At 35.8% G+C, this 18728-nt stretch carries 19 protein-coding genes; 12 read left to right on the top strand and 7 right to left on the bottom strand.

Features of this window, described 5'->3' with window-relative positions:
• Nucleotides 1-82 precede the first annotated feature (82 nt).
• Together ABEB31_RS00735 and ABEB31_RS00730 are read right to left on the bottom strand one after the other, a co-directional pair.
• On the bottom strand, nt 83-838 hold the full coding sequence (locus ABEB31_RS00735) for an SDR family oxidoreductase (protein WP_347049359.1): 756 nt from the start codon (nt 836-838) through the stop codon (nt 83-85).
• Between the two features lie 28 nt (nt 839-866).
• Entirely contained in the window at nt 867-3053 is a 2187-nt protein-coding gene (locus ABEB31_RS00730) for a hypothetical protein (protein ID WP_347049358.1), read from the bottom strand.
• Between the two features lie 323 nt (nt 3054-3376).
• On the opposite strand from ABEB31_RS00730, the gene ABEB31_RS00725 reads away from it, so the two are divergent.
• Nucleotides 3377-3961 carry a YciE/YciF ferroxidase family protein gene (locus ABEB31_RS00725; protein ID WP_347049356.1) on the top strand — a complete coding sequence of 195 codons (585 nt, stop codon included), beginning with the start codon at nt 3377-3379 and terminating at the stop codon, nt 3959-3961.
• 111 nt (nt 3962-4072) lie between these two features.
• The gene (locus ABEB31_RS00720) at nt 4073-4825 is read left to right on the top strand and encodes a transporter (protein ID WP_347049355.1); all 753 of its coding nucleotides are present in this window, start codon (nt 4073-4075) and stop codon (nt 4823-4825) included.
• 237 nt (nt 4826-5062) lie between these two features.
• Here ABEB31_RS00720 and ABEB31_RS00715 read toward each other — a convergent pair whose 3' ends face one another.
• Both ABEB31_RS00715 and ABEB31_RS00710 read right to left on the bottom strand, forming a co-directional pair.
• On the bottom strand, nt 5063-5428 hold the full coding sequence (locus ABEB31_RS00715) for a hypothetical protein (protein WP_347049353.1): 366 nt from the start codon (nt 5426-5428) through the stop codon (nt 5063-5065).
• Between the two features lie 31 nt (nt 5429-5459).
• A complete protein-coding gene (locus tag ABEB31_RS00710; protein ID WP_347049352.1) occupies nt 5460-5774 on the bottom strand; it encodes a hypothetical protein in 315 nt (104 codons plus the stop codon).
• A 427-nt stretch (nt 5775-6201) separates the two neighbouring features.
• Here ABEB31_RS00710 and ABEB31_RS00705 point away from each other — a divergent pair, with 427 nt between their 5' ends.
• From ABEB31_RS00705 to ABEB31_RS00660, 10 genes are all read left to right on the top strand, one after another.
• A complete protein-coding gene (locus ABEB31_RS00705) occupies nt 6202-7158 on the top strand; it encodes an SDR family NAD(P)-dependent oxidoreductase (RefSeq protein ID WP_347049350.1) in 957 nt (318 codons plus the stop codon).
• Between the two features lie 183 nt (nt 7159-7341).
• Nucleotides 7342-8475, top strand: a complete 1134-nt coding sequence (locus tag ABEB31_RS00700) for a Gfo/Idh/MocA family protein (RefSeq protein WP_347049349.1) — start codon at nt 7342-7344, stop codon at nt 8473-8475.
• 141 nt (nt 8476-8616) lie between these two features.
• Nucleotides 8617-8979: an SPW repeat domain-containing protein gene (locus tag ABEB31_RS00695; protein ID WP_347049347.1), complete on the top strand. Its 363-nt coding sequence runs from the start codon at nt 8617-8619 to the stop codon at nt 8977-8979.
• Between the two features lie 319 nt (nt 8980-9298).
• The gene (locus tag ABEB31_RS00690) at nt 9299-9904 is read left to right on the top strand and encodes a murein L,D-transpeptidase catalytic domain-containing protein (RefSeq protein ID WP_347049345.1); all 606 of its coding nucleotides are present in this window, start codon (nt 9299-9301) and stop codon (nt 9902-9904) included.
• Between the two features lie 133 nt (nt 9905-10037).
• Complete coding sequence (locus ABEB31_RS00685; RefSeq protein WP_347049344.1) at nt 10038-10868, top strand: helix-turn-helix domain-containing protein; 831 nt, start codon at nt 10038-10040, stop codon at nt 10866-10868.
• Between the two features lie 226 nt (nt 10869-11094).
• On the top strand, nt 11095-12006 hold the full coding sequence (locus tag ABEB31_RS00680) for an alpha/beta fold hydrolase (RefSeq protein ID WP_347049342.1): 912 nt from the start codon (nt 11095-11097) through the stop codon (nt 12004-12006).
• A 78-nt stretch (nt 12007-12084) separates the two neighbouring features.
• Complete coding sequence (locus tag ABEB31_RS00675) at nt 12085-12528, top strand: Rid family detoxifying hydrolase (protein WP_347049340.1); 444 nt, start codon at nt 12085-12087, stop codon at nt 12526-12528.
• Between the two features lie 210 nt (nt 12529-12738).
• On the top strand, nt 12739-12894 hold the full coding sequence (locus ABEB31_RS00670) for a hypothetical protein (RefSeq protein WP_347049338.1): 156 nt from the start codon (nt 12739-12741) through the stop codon (nt 12892-12894).
• Between the two features lie 60 nt (nt 12895-12954).
• Nucleotides 12955-13467 (top strand): PRC-barrel domain-containing protein, encoded by a 513-nt coding sequence (locus tag ABEB31_RS00665; protein WP_347049336.1) that lies wholly within the window; start codon nt 12955-12957, stop codon nt 13465-13467.
• Nucleotides 13468-13788: 321 nt separating this feature from the next.
• Nucleotides 13789-15810, top strand: coding sequence for a PAS domain-containing sensor histidine kinase (locus tag ABEB31_RS00660; protein WP_347049334.1), 2022 nt, complete (start codon nt 13789-13791; stop codon nt 15808-15810).
• A gap of 44 nt (nt 15811-15854) precedes the next feature.
• Here the strand turns inward: ABEB31_RS00660 and ligD are convergent, their stop codons facing one another.
• The 3 genes from ligD to ABEB31_RS00645 all read right to left on the bottom strand — a co-directional run bounded on the left by ligD (nt 15855) and on the right by ABEB31_RS00645 (nt 18463).
• Nucleotides 15855-17906 (bottom strand): DNA ligase D, encoded by a 2052-nt coding sequence (gene ligD / locus ABEB31_RS00655; protein ID WP_347049333.1) that lies wholly within the window; start codon nt 17904-17906, stop codon nt 15855-15857.
• Between the two features lie 122 nt (nt 17907-18028).
• Nucleotides 18029-18208: a DUF3606 domain-containing protein gene (locus tag ABEB31_RS00650; protein ID WP_347049331.1), complete on the bottom strand. Its 180-nt coding sequence runs from the start codon at nt 18206-18208 to the stop codon at nt 18029-18031.
• Nucleotides 18209-18238: 30 nt separating this feature from the next.
• Nucleotides 18239-18463 carry a hypothetical protein gene (locus ABEB31_RS00645; RefSeq protein WP_347049330.1) on the bottom strand — a complete coding sequence of 75 codons (225 nt, stop codon included), beginning with the start codon at nt 18461-18463 and terminating at the stop codon, nt 18239-18241.
• Nucleotides 18464-18728: the final 265 nt, after the last annotated feature.

Below are 18728 nucleotides of genomic sequence, written 5' to 3'. Positions count from 1 at the left end.
ACATGCAGGAATAGTTCCTATTGCACCGTCATAAATTATTTGTAATTTCTATATTGAGAATCTTGGCAAATAGATTTTGCGTTTAAATAAGCTGGAGATGTGGTCTGACCTGAATTGTTACTACATCGCATCTTTTTGGCTGTGATAAGCAGAATAAAATGTTCATTGCAATATCTTCGGGTTTCATCATTTCTAATTTCTTTATATTTTCCCGCTGTTCTTCTTTTGGTGCAGGCTGAAGGTCACTCATAACAGAACCGGGTTCAATAAGTGAAACTTTTATTCCAAGCGGATTTATTTCTTTACGAAGTGCCGCGGTAAATCCTTGTATAGAAGCTTTTGTTGCTACGTAGATCGTTCCCGTCTCTTCGCGTGTTTCTGCGCTCATTGATCCGATGTTAACAATGTGACCGGCTTTTTCTTCCGTCATTCTGGAAACCGCTTCTTTAGTAAAAGCGATGTAACCCAAAATGTTTGTTTCAAGAATGTATTTAATGCTTTCGTATTCTTCCTCGACAATTCCGTCGGCAGGTACGGCAGCATTGTTTATTAAAATATCTATGCCGCCCAGTGTATTGTCAATTTCTTTCCAGACTAATTCAATATCTTCTTTTTTGGATATATCGGCGGTTATGCCGTAAACCTCTCCTTCGGCGTGTTGTTTAATATCGCCGATTGCTTTATCAAAGTCATCTTTATCTCTTCCAAAAATAAAAACATGGCCTCCCAATGAAGCCAGCAGTTCGGCAGTGGCTTTTCCAATTCCGGTAGTGCCGCCTGTTATAACAATACGTTTTCTGTCAATATTCTGTCCAAAATAATTAGATAAGTTTTCCATAAACTGTTGTTTTATTTAGTTTTATTATTTAAAATTTTACTGTGATGGTGCCTTGCCCACTTATTTTATATTCGTGCATATCAGCGCTTTTCTTAAATGGGCTTACAGCTTTTCTTTTTTGGGTTACTTCTGCATTTATTTTTTTAGTACCCCTTTTTATGATTTTCAAATCGCAATTCATGTTTTCGTTTCCATCGATTCTAATGGTTACTGTGTCTTTTCTTTTGGTATAATTAGTCACAGGATAGTCAATGAAAATCATAAAATCATCATTTGCTTTAATGTATTGCCGCGGAACGATAGCAAAGGCAGAACCGACACCGTAAACTTCCTGACCTACCTGTCCACTTTGTTCCCAGCCTGTGTAAAGATCTTCAAGCGGAATCCACAGATCTTTTTGAATTTCTCCTGTTTTAACTTCTTCAGACAACATATCTTCGGGAAGCAGAGAAGGAAAATAATAAGGAATTCGGTTAACGGCATACTTTACAAACTCCGGTATCAGCACGCGCAGTGCAGGCAGGATTTCTACATCTTTGGCCTGGATCATGTATTCTGTAAGCGCTGCATAAACTTCCATTTCTTCGTAAGCAGCACAGTAAGGTGCGTCATTAAGGGGAAAGACAGAAAAATAATTAGCGTAATTCTTTCCAAAGCCATACTGACAATCCCATACCTGAACGTTTTTAAAAACTCCTGCAAGACACATATAACTGGTATCCAAATAAATTTTTTCCCCTGTAATTTTATACAGTTCGAGTAAGGCATTAGCGGCAAAAGCCGTATTATTTGCCTGATAAAAAATATCGAATCCGCATTGTGTAAGTTGTTTAGCGGCTTTTTCAGCTTCGTTAAGGAATTTTTTATCCTTTGTAAGTTTGTACACCAACAGCATTAAGTGTGCATAAGCACCGGGTACATCTTTTTCTCCGCCTTTTCCGGGCTCTGTTTCTTCTTTTATAACTTCAAAAGTTTCAACATTGTAAAAGACAGGCCATTCATATTTAAAATGATGCGCCGCTTTAATCACAAAGTCAATTGAGTTTACTACCAGTTCTTTTGCTTCCTTATTTCCGTCTAATGCAAGTCTGGTCAGATTAATTAAGGGATGATGTAAATACCAGGAATCCATGGTAGTATCTTTTTTTTGCTCTTCAGACTGATCCAGTTTATCCTGAAGTGCGGGATGCCAGCGTGTAATACAATTGATTTTTGGATCGTAAAAAGCACTTATACCGCCTGCCAAATCTCTCGATATCGGGCTTTGTGCGCCATCCCACTTTTCGTATTCCTTCAGCGGTATTAAAACGGCAAGCTGCACCATACTTTCAGCGGGTGTTTCATAATCAGTCAGGTAGGCATTTAGATAAGGGAATCCTTTGGTTTGTGTCCAGCAACCTTTATTATTGTAGAGATGTTCGCTGGTTTTCTGCACAATGTCTGTCCATTCGTGATATTCGGTTTCCGGATGCGGGATAACCATATAAATCTGTGCAAGGTTTTCTAAATATTCTGCGCAGAGTTTTGAAGGGTCTTCTTTTAGTTCATCTCCCAATAAAACATACGCATCAGAAATTACGAATTTTTTTCCTGCCGGAATAGGATTTTCCATTGTTTTCGGTAAATTAAACCCAATCTCGGGCCATGTTCCGCCAACGGTTTCTCCCAGGGAAGTTTTGGTAGCTTCGCAATACTCAGACATCGAGCTGAGGTTTTGGAAGTAAAACAACGTACATTTTTTTGGTTTCTGCACACTGGCAAAAATGAGACCTGTTCTGGTACCCACCTGATGGACATGAATTTTACCAATTGTATTTTCGATAATACCATTGTCGGTCAAGGGTATTACATCTTTAGGCCAATACGGAATAAGAAGTGCCTGATTTGCGGTAAATGTTGTCTTATAATGTAAAAGCGGAGGAATATCGGTTTTGGGAAAATCGATATACACCTCATACTTTCCATGTCCGCTTTTTAAATTAATTGTGATTTTATTTTCGTCATCCACAATATCTTCCACCTCAAAAAAGCTATTTAAGGCAAATGCAACGCGAAAACCAAATCTTTCATTTTTTGGTCCTTTGCTTACAATCCAAATGGAATCTCCTGAATTGAAAACTTCAAACGTATAACCTGAAATTTCTTTTGTTAATAACGGTACATTAATCTCAATATCGGTTTGAGCTGTTGTAGCCCAAGGTGAAACTGCCTGCATAATAAAAGTGTTTATAGTTGAATGATTAAAATTGACAAGTTGTTGATTATCAAATTTCAAACTACAGTTTGTGTTTTTCTTACAGAATTTCCGTCAGAATTTATAGATTTTAAAGAAATCAACTTTTTTATAATGACAAAATATCCCTAAATGTGAATCTTTTGGAGATTTGTTGAGCTTGGTCTTTTTTCTTTAAAAAAAATCTTTTCACAATACTGTTTACTGAAATATTATCGTGAATTATGTAACGCATAATTTTATATATGTAAACAGGAACTTAAAATTGATTTTAAGTTTAGTTATAATTTTAAACACTTACAGGTATGAAAATTAATTTTAAAAAGCCTAGATTAAATGAAGATGTTCCTCTTTTCTGGTCGCTGCATAAATTTTTTATACACAGACTAAAAGAAGTTTTGTGGGCAGAAAGGGAATTATCTGCCACAGTACTTTCTAAAATTATATACAACGTTGGCTCGCCAAATCTATCCTTTGTAATTAAGGATTATAAAAAGCTTACAAAATTACATGCAGCCAAAACAGTTAAAATACTAAATGATGCAGGAATCACTGCTCGGGGTAAGAAATCTCCCGGAATGCAATCACTTATCAATGAATTTACGATTCTTTTCGAAAAAAGAAAAAAAGGACCTGTAAGAGATGCTGCCATAATTTCTGCTTTACAAAAAATACTGCATTATCATATTGCAACTTATCGGTCTCTGGAAATTGTTGGCAGAATGTTAGGTGAAGATGCTATAATCGGAGATTTTGAAAGTGCTGTAGCCAATAGCAGAAAAATAGATATTTTGCTCACAGACGCGTCACAGAACACTATAAATTTTGATGCCGCAATAGATGAAAATAAATATATTACTGCCCCTCATTATAAGCCTCACAATTTATAAGCTGATCCAGAAGAAATATCTGTATCATAAATTATATAAACAGTACATATTATAATATAATAAAGATGGAGGAATGAATGTAGAAATTTGTCTCATCAAACATATTGAAAAATGAAATTATTAAATGCGATAACACTTTTTGCCTTTCTTATTTCTTTTGCCGCTGCCGCACAGGAAGAAATTGAAACAGATCGTCCCGACCAGACCGAAAACTCTGCTTTGGTACCAAAAGGACGATTCCAGTTTGAAACCGGTTTGAAACATGAACAGACCGCCTCAAATCAAATGGAGTTAACAGCTCCCGAAATTCTAAGTAAATACGGACTTCATGAAAATATAGAACTTAGGCTTATAACAGAATTTGCCTATACTAAAACGGAGGAGCCGGAAAGTTATGGATTACAGGAACTGAAAATTGGAACTAAAATTAAGATTAATGACGAAAAAGGTGTCATTCCGGCTGTATCTTTTATTGCACAATTCCAGATTCCGAAAGTGGAGGCGAAGGGTTTTAAATCTCAACATATTGCGCCGGAATTGCGATTGGTGATGCGAAATAAATTATCTGAGAAAAGTGATTTAGGATATAATGCAGGTGTGAAATGGGACGGAATTTCGACTCAGCCTCAATACTTTTATACGATTGCTCCCAATTTAAAAATCACGGATAAACTTCAGGCCTTTGCAGAAAGTTTTGGAAATTTTTCTGTCGCCCATAGGGGTGAACAATGGATAGACGGTGGTTTGTCGCTGCGGCTTAATCCCGATGTGCAGCTCGATTTGGCACTCGGCTGGGAATGCACTAAAAAAGACGGCGAATACCATCACTTTTTTGAAGCAGTGGGGTTTTCAATTCGAATTTAAGGAGTAGGAAAGAAAGAAGAGAAAAGAGGAAAGAGGAAAGAAGAAAGAGGAAAGAGGAAAGTGGAAAGTGGAAAGAGGAAAGAGGAAAGAGGAAAGAGGAAAGAGGAAAGAGGAAAGTGGAAAGAGAAAAGAGGAAAGAAAAACTTATTATTCGTTATAAAATATTCTTAAAAAAATGGCAGGATACTCTTGTAGCCTGCCATTAATTTTGAAATAAGATTCGATTGTGTTTCATGACTAATCTACTTTTAAGCTGTCGTCAGCAAAAGTATCAGGTTCATCACCATTTTCTTCATCATCTTCCCAATCGTCATCGTTATTATCTTCCCAATCATCCTCTTCTTCTTCTAGCTCATCATCAGGATTTCCTTCTTCCAGATCTTCCTCTTCAAGACTGCTTTCGTCAAAATCCTGATCAGAATCATTGCTGTCAAGTTCGTTAGAGAATTCGCTGTCCAGGTAACTATTGTCATTTAGCAGCATTGGTTCTTCTAAATTATTTTCGTCTCCAACATATTGCTCATAATCACTTTGATAATCGTGATTGTTTTCAGTAAAATTACCCTCGTCCTGATTGTAATTTTGATAATTATTTGTTCTCATAGCTTTAGTATTTAATAGATTAATTAATTTTTTATCCGATTGCAGAAGTACTCTGCAGTTGGTTTGAGGAATTCTCATTCTCTGAAACGTTTGCTACAGATTCCAGCTGTTCAACACCCTCTTTAATAAAGTCTTTATATTTTGTCAATCCGATTCCGATAAAAGGAATTGCAAGTTTGCCAATAGCTGAGGCGGCATCTTTTTTGCCGAATTTATCAAGGTAAGTCGACAGCAGCAGCGATCCCAATGCGCCACATAATATATAATGACCTGGAACATTGGCAATCTTACTTTCTATCGCTTCTCTTATTTCCTCAAGGTTCTCCGGGCTAATTAAATTTTCCATACGTGTAGTTTAGTTTATAGTTATAAGTTTAAAACTACAAGCTTTAAATGGTGTCATTTTATATAATTTGAAAGCTACATTATATAATTAGCAGAATGATTATGATATGTAAGTAGAACATAGAACTTCTAACCTTTTTTCCAAAGATAATAATGTTATATTCAAATTATTGATATCGTGATAATTATACAAATAGGTTTAAAAATCTTATAAGTGTTTTCGAAAAAATCAGTTCAACTTTATACTATCGAAAATCTGCAATTTTATTGTTTGGTTTAAAACAAATGAAAGTCAAAAGAGAGATTATGTGATTTTCTTTTAAAAGAATAATAATAATTATATGAAGTTATATAGATATAATCAATTTTTCAGACTATGCGCATTTATGTTCTGTTTGCTCTTATTGCAGGGCTGCACAACCTGGAAAATGGGCCAATCAGGTCAAGAGAAAATTGCCGGAAAAACGTACGTCATTATTGGTGCCTCGAGCGGAATGGGACGTGGTGTTGCGCAGGAGTTAGGAAGGTATAAAGCCAATGTTGTACTAGTTGCGAGAAGAACAGAATTGCTCGAGGAAATTGCCGATATCATTAGGAATTCCGGCGGAAAGGCTATTGTTGTTACAGCAGATATCAGCAAACTCGATGAGGTTAAAAGTGTCTCTGAAGCTGCAGTAAAACAATTCAATAAAATTGATGTCTGGATTAATATGGCAGGCGTTGCGGCAATGGGTCGCTTTTGGGAAGTACCTGTTGAGGATCAGGCGCGTGTTGTAGATGTAAATTTAAAAGGTTTTTTCTACGGAAGCAGGGTTGCTATTGACCAATTTATAAAACAAAAAGAAGGCGTACTAATCAATATGGGATCGGTAGAGAGTGAAATCCCGCTGGCTTACCAAACAGGTTATGCCGCTTCAAAAGCTGGTGTAAGAAGTCTCAGTCTTTCTATTTCGCAGGAGCTCAGGCTAAATGGCTACGATAAAATTAAAGTTGTTGTTATAGAGCCGTGGGCTGTTGATACTCCGATTTGGCGACATTCTGCCAACTATACCGGGGTAGAACCCAAAATGGCCATGATGGATCAGCCGGATAAAGTAGTAAATGCTGTTCTTCGCAAATCGCTCCGTCCTTCTAAAGTTGTACCGGTGGGCTGGAAGGCTAAAGGCGCATCGTTTAGTGCCAATGTTTTTCCGAGATTTAGTGAATGGCTCAGCGGAAACCTCTCTCAAAAATATCAGATCGAAACCGGACCTGAAGCGCCGGACACCAAAGGTTCATTGTACCAACCTATGCCGGAAGGTAAAGGTGTGTCTGACGGTGCTGCCGAAAGAATGAAGCTTTATAAAAAAAGAAAATTGAAACCCGAAACTAAAAAAGATCAATAACCTTATATACTTTGTACTATGAAAATCAAATTATTATTACTGTTGATATTAATTATCAGCTGTATAAGTCTTACCATTTACGGGCAGGAGAAAAAATCTCCGATAGAAAATAAAATAAAAATTAATACGCTAAACGATAGCCCGACTCAATTAGTCCCTGACTTTAAAAGAAATTAAAAAACTATGAAAAAATATAAAATTGGAATAATTGGATATGGAGGTTTCGGTAAATTTCTGCATCATTGGTGGTCTAAACTCGAAAATGCCGAAATAATAGCCATTGCAGATCATGGATCAAGCAACGAAGAGAATGATAAATTTAGGCTGTATAAAAACTGGGAAGATCTTATTAAAAATCCGGAAATTGATATTGTAAGTATTGTCACTCCGCCCGGAATGCATGCTGAAATGGCCTGTGCAGCGATGAAGGCAGGGAAACATGTTTTGCTTGAAAAACCAATTGCCATAACGATAGAAGAGGCCGAACAGATTTTGGCTGTACAAAAAGAAACCGGCAGTGTTATCACCGTTGATCACATGATTCGTTATAATCCTATTATTCAGACCATAAAAGAATTATCCCAAAGTGGAGTATTTGGTCAAATGCGTCACGCGGTGGTTAATAATTATGCACAGGATGAAGCGCTGCCTGTCGAACATTGGTTTTGGAATAAAGAAATGTCAGGTGGAATTATGGTAGAACATGGTGTGCATTTTTTTGATATCATTAATGCATTGAGTGGCCAGCAACGCCAGGAAGTTTGCGGCGTTTCCCATAAACGAAATGAGAACCAACGTGACCGCGTTTCTGCAATGGTACTATATAACGAAGGGCTGATAGCATCTTATTACCATGCTTTTTCTGGTCCGGGATTCTTTGAGCAGACTACCATTCAGCTTGCATTTGATCTGGCAAGGATAGAAATTGAAGGCTGGATGCCGATGAAAGGAAAAGTAAAGGCGCTGGTTAATTCACAGACCAAACAGCAACTTAACAATTTGCCAGGGTGGAGCGAATCTGCTTCGGAAATTTTTTCTAAAGTGGGCGATGAATCAAGACCTGAAGGCTGGGGTTCTGCAGAAACAGAAGAACAAAAGAAAACAGGTATTACGGCCGGAGGTATTGCATACGATGTTGATGAGACGGTTTCCGGAACTTTTGAAATTCAAAAAAGCAAAGGAGAAGTCTATGGAAGCTGCGTACAGCTCATACTTTCTGATATCATTCAAAAAATAGAAAATAAAGAACACGTTTTGACGATCACTATTGAAGATGCTTTCGAAGCGCTGCAAACTGCAGTTTTGGCTTCACGTTAGATTAGAAAACTTATATTAAAATTAGAATGTACAGTAATGGGCGTTTCCCATGAAATTATATAAACCCGAAGCTTTGAAATGTAAAGTGTTTTGGGTATCGGGTTTGTAAATTTGCTTTACATTTTAAAAAATAATTATAATATGAAATTTTTAGACACAAAGTTCCATGGCTATCTGGACTACACAATAGGAATACTTCTTCTTTTTATACCTTCAGTAATGCATTTGGAAGCGCACACCGCACAAAGCCTTATATTTTATATCTTCGGAATCTTTACACTGTTTTTAGCGCTGCATACAGATTACGAAGCTGGACTTTATAAACTGTTACCGGTAGAAGTACATGTGGTTATTGAGGTAGTAACCGGATTGTTTTTTGCTCTCTCACCATGGATATTTGGTTTTGCAGGAAAAGTATTTTTCCCACATCTTTTTTTTGGAGTTATGACCATAATTATAAGTCTTGGAACAAAAACACAAAATAATAGTCTTAGTAGATTTTAATAAATTTACCCAGGTTTATATTTTATAATGAGCAAAAAGGCAGATATATTCTGCCTTTTTTTATGGCTATAAATGAACAGACTTCATTTTAGAACTGTTTTTAAGCGTTTTCTAAAATTAATTTTATTTTCTTCTCATTTAATTAACGGGTTATTACGGCTGGAATTTTTTTTTTTACTATAACATTTTGATTTTAAAATATTTATCATATCTTTAACATTCGACATGGGAATTGTATAAGATTTGTATATAATTTTGCAACCAACAATTAGTGAATAATAAAAGATCCCAAATCTGTTTAACTTACTTCTAATTATTTATGAGAATACTTATTATAGCGACGCTTCTTTTCTCTTTAAGTTCTTTTACTACTTTTAATGTAGCAAATAAAAAAGAAATTTTATCTGAGCTTGAATTTGCAAGACTCAACGAACATGTTAACGAAATCAAATCGTTTACTGCAAGTGATAAAAATTATAATAAGAAAATTGCTTTTCTGGTTGATATGAAAATCAAATCCGGTAAAAACCGTTTTTTTGTTTATGATTTGGAGAAAAATGAAATCATTGATCAAGGTTTAGTAGCACACGGATCGGGTTCTGAAACCGGAATCAAAGGCGATATACTGCAATTTAGTAATCTTCCCAATTCTAACTGCACTTCACTTGGGAGATATGCCATTGAAAAATCTTATAAAGGCGTTTTCGGAAAAGCTTTCAGACTTTCTGGTCTTGATGCAAGTAATAACAATGCAATGAAAAGAGCTGTAGTCCTGCACTGTTACAAAGAAGTACCAGATGAGGAAAAAGAATACTACATCATCAATAGTCACGGTTGCCCAATGGTTAGCGAATTATTTTTCAAAAGATTGGAAAAGATCATTGAAAGTTCAAATTCTAAAATCATGCTTTCTGTTTACTATTAATTAGTGTTTTCTTAAGGGTAATTCTAAGCTATCTTTAAAAAAATAAGCCTTTATAATTTATATTTGTGGCTGGAGCAGAGTATTCGTCTAATACTTTTCTCTTCTATACAACTGCCTAAAATCAAATATAAATATGCTTAAAGAATTCTCGTTCAAACAATTTGGCAATCTTAATTTTACTTCTCAGGATCTTGATCCGACAACATTAATTAAAATTGATGATCATATAAAAGTACTTTTTCTCCCAAAGAATATTAAAGTACATGTTGATTTTCAGGAATTTCAGATTGAAACCGATTCATTGCTTTTTATAAATCCCAAAGTGATTGTAAAACCGATAGGAGCAGAATTTGGTGGTGAACTTTTGCTGCATTTTAACCGGGATTTTTATTGTATTGAAATTCATGACCAGGAAGTGGCATGTGATGGCATCCTATATAATAATGTTTTTGAAATTCCATTTATTAAATTAAATGAAAGCCAGTCAGCCGACATTCAGAAAATAATCGGAGAGATAAAAGCTGAAATGGAAGATGAAGATTCAAATACAGAAGAAATGCTGCGAATCTTATTAAAACTCATCATTTTAAAATCAACACGAATATGGAAACAGCAGCATCTTTTATCAGAAAAAGACCAACAGTCGGATGTTCAGTTTCTAAGAAAGTTCAGTAAGTTAGTCGAGCAGCATTATAAAACACATCATACGGTTTCAGATTACGCCGAAATGTTGTTTTTAACTCCGAAAAATCTCAGTAAGAAAATAGGACTGGTAAGCAAGGATACCCCAAACGACATTATTAAAAACAGGATTATTCTGGAAAGCAAACGACTTTTGGCTCATACAGCACTTTCTGTCAAAGAAATTGCTTTCAGTTTAAACTATGATGATGATGCTTACTTCATCAGGTTTTTTACAAAAAGTACCGGAATTTCTCCGCTTTCTTTCCGAAAGCAGTTTTAAAATAAATAACTCTATATTGAAAAAGCATGGCTGAAAAGTCATGCTTTTTTGTTTTAAAAAAAGTCACAAAAAGAACTTTAATGGGAATATAAGAGCTATTTCTGTAGAAAGGGGAAAAAAGTGCAGTTCAAAGAGAAAACCGTCCATTGTTGTGGGGTTACAATTGATGCAACTTTGCAATATCAAATTAACAATATAAAAATAATCAATTTTAAAATTTACAAAAATGAAAAATTTAATCTTATCAATCGGACTATTTACTGCACTATTAATTACTATGCAATCTTTTGCGCAAACAAAAAGAGCACCTGCTTCTTATGGAAGGGAAGAATTTATCGAAGTAGAGAAAAATGTAAAACTTCATGTTACAGATCTTGGGGACGGACAACCAATAGTTTTAATCCACGGATGGCCATTGAGCGATGCCATGTACGAATATCAATATGCTTATTTTGTTGAAAAAGGATATCGTGTGATCGGAATAAGCCTTAGAGGTTTTGGACAATCTGATAAACCGGGCGGAAAATATAATTATGATGTTTTTGCAGATGATATCAAAGTGGTTCTGGATAAACTGAAAATAGAAAATGCAACATTAGGAGGTTTTTCTATGGGAGGTGCAACAGTAATTCATTATGCGGCAAAATACAATGCAGCACACATTTCTAAATTAGCCTTATTTGGCGCAGCAGCACCAATCTGGACAAAAAGAGCCGATTTTAACTATGGCAACTGGACAAAAGCAGATGTTGACGGATTAATTCAGTTAAATAACACAAACCGACCACAGCTATTGGAGAATTTCGGTCAAATATTTCCTGCCAACGCAACTAGTGTTTCTGCCGGATATGGTGCATGGTTGGGAACAATTCAGGCGCAGGCTTCGCCTTATGCAATGGCTGAAGGTTTAAAAACACTTAGAGACACAGACTTACGTGATGATTTGAAAAAAATTAAAATTCCAACATTGATTCTTCATGGTAAACTGGATAAAATCTGTTCTTATGACTTGGCAGAACAAATGCACGGACTTCTTTCTAATTCTACATTGGTTCCTTTAGAAAAAAGTGGTCATGCTTTATTTATTGAAGAGTTGGAAAAATTTAATTCAGAATTATTAAAATTCATTAAAAAATAAGTAATAGCAATTAAAATAAAATGGGATTGATCAGAAGTCAGTCCCTTTTTTTTTATCTGTTAAATAAAAACAATGGCAATGAAAAGAATAATTTTAATTATACTTGTACTAACTATATCGTCCTGCAATACTGCAAAAACAATCAGGACAGTAAATCATTCTACGCTGCCTGCCCCAATTGGACCCTACAGCACTTCAATAAATTACGGGGATTTAATTTTTGTTTCGGGACAGATTGGTATTGACCCAAAATCAACTATGCTAAAAGACGGTTTACAGGAACAGACCATACAAATATTTGAAAATTTAAAGATCATACTTAAAGACAACGAGTCCGATTTAAATCATATAACAAAAGTGACTATTTTTATTACCGACATGCAACAGTTCGCTGTCGTGAATAAGATCTACGCGGGTTATTTTCAAAATCACTTTCCTGCGCGAAGTACTATTCAAATAGCAGCATTACCAAAACAAGCAGCTATAGAAATAGAATGCATCGCGGTAAAAATCAGAAAATAAACTGTTTACATATAATTATTGTTATTAATAATCTCTTTTGCAGAATTGATTCTCAATTTTTGATGCTATTATTTTCTATAATATGCATAATATTAGACTTTTACACTACTGGGAATTGTATAACTTCTGTCTGAAATTAAGTACAACATACTCTGTTCTCCTTTGTACCTTTAGGATACTATTAAAAGTATAATACTAAAAAAAAAAGTTATGGCAGAAATTAAAATCGAAAAAAAGAAACCCGTATGGCCGTGGATCGTTGCTGTTCTGTTAATCGCAGCATTGGTATATTATGTGTTTTTAAGAGATACTGATTCACAGGTTGAAAACAGAGTAGAAGTTGAAAATACTACAACTGCAGAATAAAAATCATTTTAGGTTTACTGCAATTAGATTTAGGGAAAATATAATATTAAAATTGAATGTATGGAAAATAAACATAGAAATTTATACAGACTGGATGAACTTTCTGATTATAAAATAGCTTCCAACTATTCTGACGTACGCGGATGGAAAATAGTTGATGCTGATAACCGAACAATTGGTAAAATTGACAATCTATGGGTAAATAAAGATATGCAACGCGTTGTCTATCTGGATGTAAATGTAGATAAAGGTTTAATTGACGACAGCAAAAATGAAGTGCATGATGCAATAGTTAATGATAATGGAAGAGAATTTGTCTATAAAGACGGAGACAGTCATATCATTATCCCAATTGGATCTGTGAGCATAAATAAAGACACCAAAATTGTTATGGCTAACAGTATCGGATATGATACTTTTAGAAAAACAAGCAGATATAATCAGCAACATAATTTTGACAGAAATTATGAAAGAAGAGTAATGAGATCGTACTATCCTGAAGATGAGTCACAATTTGGCTATGACAGCGAAGATGATACTTTTTACAATCGCAGGGAATTTGATAATCACTAACCGGATTATTTTATCATCACAAAAAAAGATCAAACCATTTACGGTTTGATCTTTTTTTTTGTGCTTATACATTTGATTAAGAACTGGAAATGCATAGGATTAATCCGCTAATTTTTATTTTTTATTTTCAGAATCGCCGAAATTCCGGACAATCTATAATGTAATACAACAATAGTTATCGCAATTGTGTAAAAAAAAATTACCTTTGAGCATAGCGTAGAACATACAATGCGCCTTATCAATCTGACTTTGATAGATCACATGAACAATTACCAACCTGCAAACTATAATAATTTTTATTTTCTCCCGAATCGTGCCCAGATGAGCGCTGTAATACGTGACTTTGACTGGAGTCTTAATTCTTTACAACAACCGGATAAATGGCCTTCGGGTTTAAGAACATCTCTTGGGATTTTGATGACATCTGAAATCCCGATGATGCTTTATTGGGGTCAGGAAAACATACAGTTTTTTAATGATGCTTTTTTCTGTAATTTTCATGAAGATAGTAATGCTAAAAGCACCATTGGAAATAGTGGTTCTGAAAATCCTGAAACATGGAATATCTTCGGACCTTTAGTAAAAGAAATAATGCAATCCCGGGAAGTAAATGATGCAGAGGATAAACAGTCTTACTTCAAAAATCAAACAAAGTTTCGAAATAAATTTTACAGTTGTAACTACAGTCCGATTTATGGAGATACGGAAAATGCAGATGGAGTATTAATTATTTGTTCTGAAATCAGCGAAACAGTATGGAGACTTCAAACCCTGCTGGAAAATGTCCCTTTTCCAATTGGTGTTTATGAAGGTCCTGAAATGCGAATTACACTGGCAAACCAGTCTATTATCGATGTTTGGGATAAAGGGTCAGACATAGTTGGGAAAACTTACTTTGATGTTCTTCCCGAATTGGCAGATCAGGAAATTTATCCTAAGCTCTTAAATGTTTTTCATGCCGGAATTCCTTTTCATGCTTACAATCAGCCGGTTGATCTTATGTTTCAGAATGAGCTGCAGACATTCTATTTCAATTATAGTTTTACTCCGCTTTTTGATGAGCAGGGAAAAGTGTATGGTGTAATGAATACTGCCGCAGATGTAACAGCATTAAATCTCGCAAAACTTAAAGTTGAGCAAAGCCATACCAATTTTGTTAATCTGATATTACAGTCTCCTGTATCGATGTGTCTTTTGACGGGACCACTTCATACAGTAGAGGTAGCTAATGATTCTATTATCGATTTGTGGGGCAAAGCCAAAGAGGAGGTAATGGACAAACCCATATTCGAAGGGCTTCCAGATGCACGTGAGCAAGGACTTGAAGCGCTTCTGGATAGCGTTTACAGAACCGGAGAAGCCTCTATTTCTAATGAGAGACCTGTAAAACTGATACGTTATGGCAAACCAGAAATAGTATATCTTAATTTTATTTACTCACCGTACAAAGACGGTGCAGGTGAAGTTCTTGGTGTAATTGCAATAGCAAATGATGTAACAGAACAGGTACTTGCGCGTCAAAGGGTTGAAGAACTCGTTAAATTAAGAACAGTGCAGCTGGTAGCGGCAAACGAAGATTTAGCACGTTCTAACTCAGAATTGGCGCAATTTGCCTATATAGCATCTCATGACCTGCAGGAACCGTTGCGTAAGATTAGTATTTTTACACAGCTGCTGGAGGGTAAGATCGGACAAACGATTGATCAAAAATCGCAGGAACAGCTTAAAAAAATCGGTCAGTCGGCTGGCAGAATGCAGGCTTTGGTGAAAGATGTTCTGGGATATGCGCAGCTTAATAAGCAAGTAAGCGAATTTTTACCGGTTAACCTTAATGAAGTTCTTGACGGAATCTTATCTGACTTTGAGCTTCTTATAGAGCAAAAGCAGGCTGTGATTTCTTTTTCAGAGTTGCCGTTCATTCCGGGACAGGCACTCCAGTTAACCCAGCTTTTTAGTAATTTAATTGGGAACGCTTTAAAATTTCACCATGAGGGAAGTTCACCTCACATTAGCATTCAGACTTTTCAGGCTGACAGAAACGAATTAGAACGACTGGAACTTTTTGATGATCAGGAATATGTAAAAATAACGGTTAGCGATAATGGAATAGGTTTTAGACCAGAAGAGGCTGATAAAATCTTCGGAATATTCGAGAGATTGCACAATAAATCGCAGTTTGAGGGAACCGGAATAGGATTGTCTATTTGTAAAAAAATTGTATACAATCATCAGGGCGTCATAACGGCTGAAGGAAGTTCTGAGAATGGCGCAAATTTCAATATCTATCTTCCTTTAACTATCAATGATAAAGCTACAGGCAGCATCTCTAAATTTCTGTACTAAAAGTTTAATGATTTAAACTGTTTTTTATATTATGGCTTGGTCTCTTATTTAAAAAATAATGACTGCGCCTTCGCTAAAGCTTTTTTCATATCGATTCCTTTCTGAAGCGAACCCTTAAAAATATCGCCTTCAGCTCGCATGCGGGCTATGGAATTTTCTATTGTAAAATCTTTCATTGTCAGACCTTTTTTTACTTCTTCCCAATGCAGCGGCATCGAAACTGTTGCACCGATTTTAGGACGAAGTGAGTAGGGGCATGCAATGGTTGCGCCCGGACGGTTCTGAAGAAAATCGAGATACATCTTACCATCCCGGTTTTTGATCTGGCGCTCCATACTGGTAAAATCAGGGAGTTGCTCGTGAACAATCGAAACAATGAGTTTTCCGAACATTTGCGACTGATCATAATCATATTTTGCACCAAGTGGAATATAGATGTGAATTCCTGTTGAACCTGACGTTTTAACATAGCCGGTAATTTCCAGTGCATCGAGTATGTTTTTTACTTCGCAGGCGGCCTCAATAACCTGCTCAAAACTATTCTGGTCAGGATCTAAATCGATTACGCAGTAATCGGGATTATCGGGATGCTGCGTCCGGCTAAACCACGGATTCATTTCAATACAGCCAAGTGTCGCCATATATAAAAGTGTTTTCTCATCGCCACCAACCAGAAATTCTTTGGCTTCTCCGTCACTAGTTGTATAAGGAAAAGTTTCTGCCCAATCCGGAGCTTTCCCTTTAACATCTTTCTGATAGAAGCTTTTTCCGTGAATACCTCCGGGAAATCGGTTAAGTGATAAAGGACGATCTTTAAGATAAGGCAAAATAAACTCTGCGGCCTGATAATAGTAATTAAACAGATCACGTTTAGTGAAACCGTCTTCGGGCCAGTAAACTTTGCTGAGGTTTGAAAATTTAATAACTTCTCCTTTAATTTTTTTAGACTGTGTCTCTTCTGTTGGATTTAAAAGAGTTTTGCGTCCAGTAGTTTCAGGCGCAGTTAAAGGGGATTTATTTTTTGCGTTGTCATTCGATTTGTTTTTTTGAAGGGCAGAAGACGATGACTCCGCTGTTTCCAATACCACATCTGTTGCCTTTTTGTCATTTCGCATTCCTTCAAAAGAAGCATGGCGGAATACTCCGTCTGAGGTAATCTCGGCGAAGCTCACCTCACAGATAAGCGATGGCTTTAACCAGACGGCCTGCGCATGCGGAGGGTTAGGACGAAAGCGCGAAGGCTTGTTAATATCCGGCTCGGTAGCAAAAGGAATTTTTGTGGTGATGAGCGGTGTAAATTGCTGCATCATTTCTTTCTGCATTTTATCGGTAAATCCTGTACCAACTTTTCCGGTGTAGCGAAGTTCTCCATTTTGATAAATTCCTAAAAGTAGTGAACTGAATAGTTTTGAAGAAGTGTCATTCTTAGTGTAACCGGCAATTACAACTTCCTGTCGTTTATTGACTTTAATTTTAAGCCACTGTTTATTTCTACTGTCCTGAATGTAAGTTGAATCTTTTCTTTTAGCCATTATGCCTTCCAGTCCCATTTTTTTTGCTGCTTCAAAAAAATCGATACCTCCGCTAAAACTTTGACTTAGGCGTACACGGTCATCATTTGTAGGCATTATCTTTTTTAGGATTTCCTGTCGTTCTGATAATGGAAGCTCCGTAAGATTTATACCATTATACCATAAAATATCAAAAACATAATATACTAAATGTCCGTCTGCTTCACTTCGCCAGTTTTGTAGTGCGCTAAAATCGGCTTTTCCATCATCCTGAATTACCAGAATTTCCCCATCTAAAACGGTATCATTTGACCATTTTTCTAAAGCTTCTGTTATGGGATAATACTTGCCGGTAAATGATTTGTTATTTCGTGAAGCAAGCTCCGCTTTTCCTTTTTCTATATAAGCAATTGATCTGTAACCGTCCCATTTCACTTCAAAGTTCCAAAGCGGATCATCGAAAGGTGCATTAACAAGTGAGGCCAACATAGGTTTAACCCCTTTTGGAATAGAAGTATTAATGCCTTTTTCAAGAAGAATATTCAGGCTTTCATCATTTTCGGAATTCACATTTTTCTTTTTCATCTGATGGTTATTAGTAAATGAGACTTTCTTAATAAGTATTAGAAGATTGGTCAGGAAAGCTTAACAGAAATCAATAAAGATAAAAATCCCCGGCATAGTCATGACGGGGATATTTTAGTGTGTTATTTACTGCGAAGTGCCTGTTCTACGGCATCTGCAGAACTGCCTGCCTGATCAACTGCCTGCTGGAGTTCTTCTCTTGTAACATTGAATTTTTCGGTCCAGTATGCTACTTCATGGTCTTCATTCATATTGATTCGTGACCTGTCTTGTGATCCTTTTTTGTTTAAATCGTCGCTCATGATATTTGTATTTAAGGTTAGAAAGTTTTTTTAACTGTTTGTTGCTGCGCTTCCAGTGCTTCCGGCACCTCCCGAATTATCGTTTCCGCCCTGTTCATTACGATCAGGATCTGTTCCTGCATCATCATTGCTATCTAGGTCATCCCAGTCACCTGTATTTTCTTTCGAATCGTTATTCCCCTGCATATTTAAAAGCTGACTGTGATAAGGACATTTTTGCAAATCCTCGGCACTGAAATTTGATGTATTTTCCATAATTACTTTTTTTTAAGATTAATCAACTAAAATTAATTTGATAGATTAAAATATACTTACAGAAAAAAAAGCATTTATTATTTAATTATCACCTTGACAAATACTCGTTGTAATTAAAAACTAAAAAATCAAGGTAATATTTTTATATCCGATCTTGTTAAAAATAGATGTTGGTGGAAAAAATTAAAAGTGATATTTCATTAAATTTTTTCAGTCCCTCGCTTTTTTTGATAAAAAATGTCGAAATGCACTCTTCGAAGACTCA

It is taken from the genome of Flavobacterium olei, from assembly GCF_039749035.1.
Lineage (GTDB): Bacteria > Bacteroidota > Bacteroidia > Flavobacteriales > Flavobacteriaceae > Flavobacterium > Flavobacterium olei.
The sequence above is the reverse complement of the archived record's forward strand: the minus strand, read 5'-3'. Positions and strand labels throughout refer to the sequence as shown.

What these genes read in the sequence shown, in the direction of transcription:
- ABEB31_RS00735 (WP_347049359.1), bottom strand. Translation starts at nt 838, where the DNA reads ATGGAAAACTTATCTAATTATTTTGGACAGAATATTGACAGAAAACGT.
- ABEB31_RS00730 (WP_347049358.1), bottom strand. Translation starts at nt 3,053, where the DNA reads ATGCAGGCAGTTTCACCTTGGGCTACAACAGCTCAAACCGATATTGAG.
- ABEB31_RS00725 (WP_347049356.1), top strand. Translation starts at nt 3,377, where the DNA reads ATGAAAATTAATTTTAAAAAGCCTAGATTAAATGAAGATGTTCCTCTT.
- ABEB31_RS00720 (WP_347049355.1), top strand. Translation starts at nt 4,073, where the DNA reads ATGAAATTATTAAATGCGATAACACTTTTTGCCTTTCTTATTTCTTTT.
- ABEB31_RS00715 (WP_347049353.1), bottom strand. Translation starts at nt 5,428, where the DNA reads ATGAGAACAAATAATTATCAAAATTACAATCAGGACGAGGGTAATTTT.
- ABEB31_RS00710 (WP_347049352.1), bottom strand. Translation starts at nt 5,774, where the DNA reads ATGGAAAATTTAATTAGCCCGGAGAACCTTGAGGAAATAAGAGAAGCG.
- ABEB31_RS00705 (WP_347049350.1), top strand. Translation starts at nt 6,202, where the DNA reads ATGGGCCAATCAGGTCAAGAGAAAATTGCCGGAAAAACGTACGTCATT.
- ABEB31_RS00700 (WP_347049349.1), top strand. Translation starts at nt 7,342, where the DNA reads ATGAAAAAATATAAAATTGGAATAATTGGATATGGAGGTTTCGGTAAA.
- ABEB31_RS00695 (WP_347049347.1), top strand. Translation starts at nt 8,617, where the DNA reads ATGAAATTTTTAGACACAAAGTTCCATGGCTATCTGGACTACACAATA.
- ABEB31_RS00690 (WP_347049345.1), top strand. Translation starts at nt 9,299, where the DNA reads ATGAGAATACTTATTATAGCGACGCTTCTTTTCTCTTTAAGTTCTTTT.
- ABEB31_RS00685 (WP_347049344.1), top strand. Translation starts at nt 10,038, where the DNA reads ATGCTTAAAGAATTCTCGTTCAAACAATTTGGCAATCTTAATTTTACT.
- ABEB31_RS00680 (WP_347049342.1), top strand. Translation starts at nt 11,095, where the DNA reads ATGAAAAATTTAATCTTATCAATCGGACTATTTACTGCACTATTAATT.
- ABEB31_RS00675 (WP_347049340.1), top strand. Translation starts at nt 12,085, where the DNA reads ATGAAAAGAATAATTTTAATTATACTTGTACTAACTATATCGTCCTGC.
- ABEB31_RS00670 (WP_347049338.1), top strand. Translation starts at nt 12,739, where the DNA reads ATGGCAGAAATTAAAATCGAAAAAAAGAAACCCGTATGGCCGTGGATC.
- ABEB31_RS00665 (WP_347049336.1), top strand. Translation starts at nt 12,955, where the DNA reads ATGGAAAATAAACATAGAAATTTATACAGACTGGATGAACTTTCTGAT.
- ABEB31_RS00660 (WP_347049334.1), top strand. Translation starts at nt 13,789, where the DNA reads ATGAGCGCTGTAATACGTGACTTTGACTGGAGTCTTAATTCTTTACAA.
- ligD (WP_347049333.1), bottom strand. Translation starts at nt 17,906, where the DNA reads ATGAAAAAGAAAAATGTGAATTCCGAAAATGATGAAAGCCTGAATATT.
- ABEB31_RS00650 (WP_347049331.1), bottom strand. Translation starts at nt 18,208, where the DNA reads ATGAGCGACGATTTAAACAAAAAAGGATCACAAGACAGGTCACGAATC.
- ABEB31_RS00645 (WP_347049330.1), bottom strand. Translation starts at nt 18,463, where the DNA reads ATGGAAAATACATCAAATTTCAGTGCCGAGGATTTGCAAAAATGTCCT.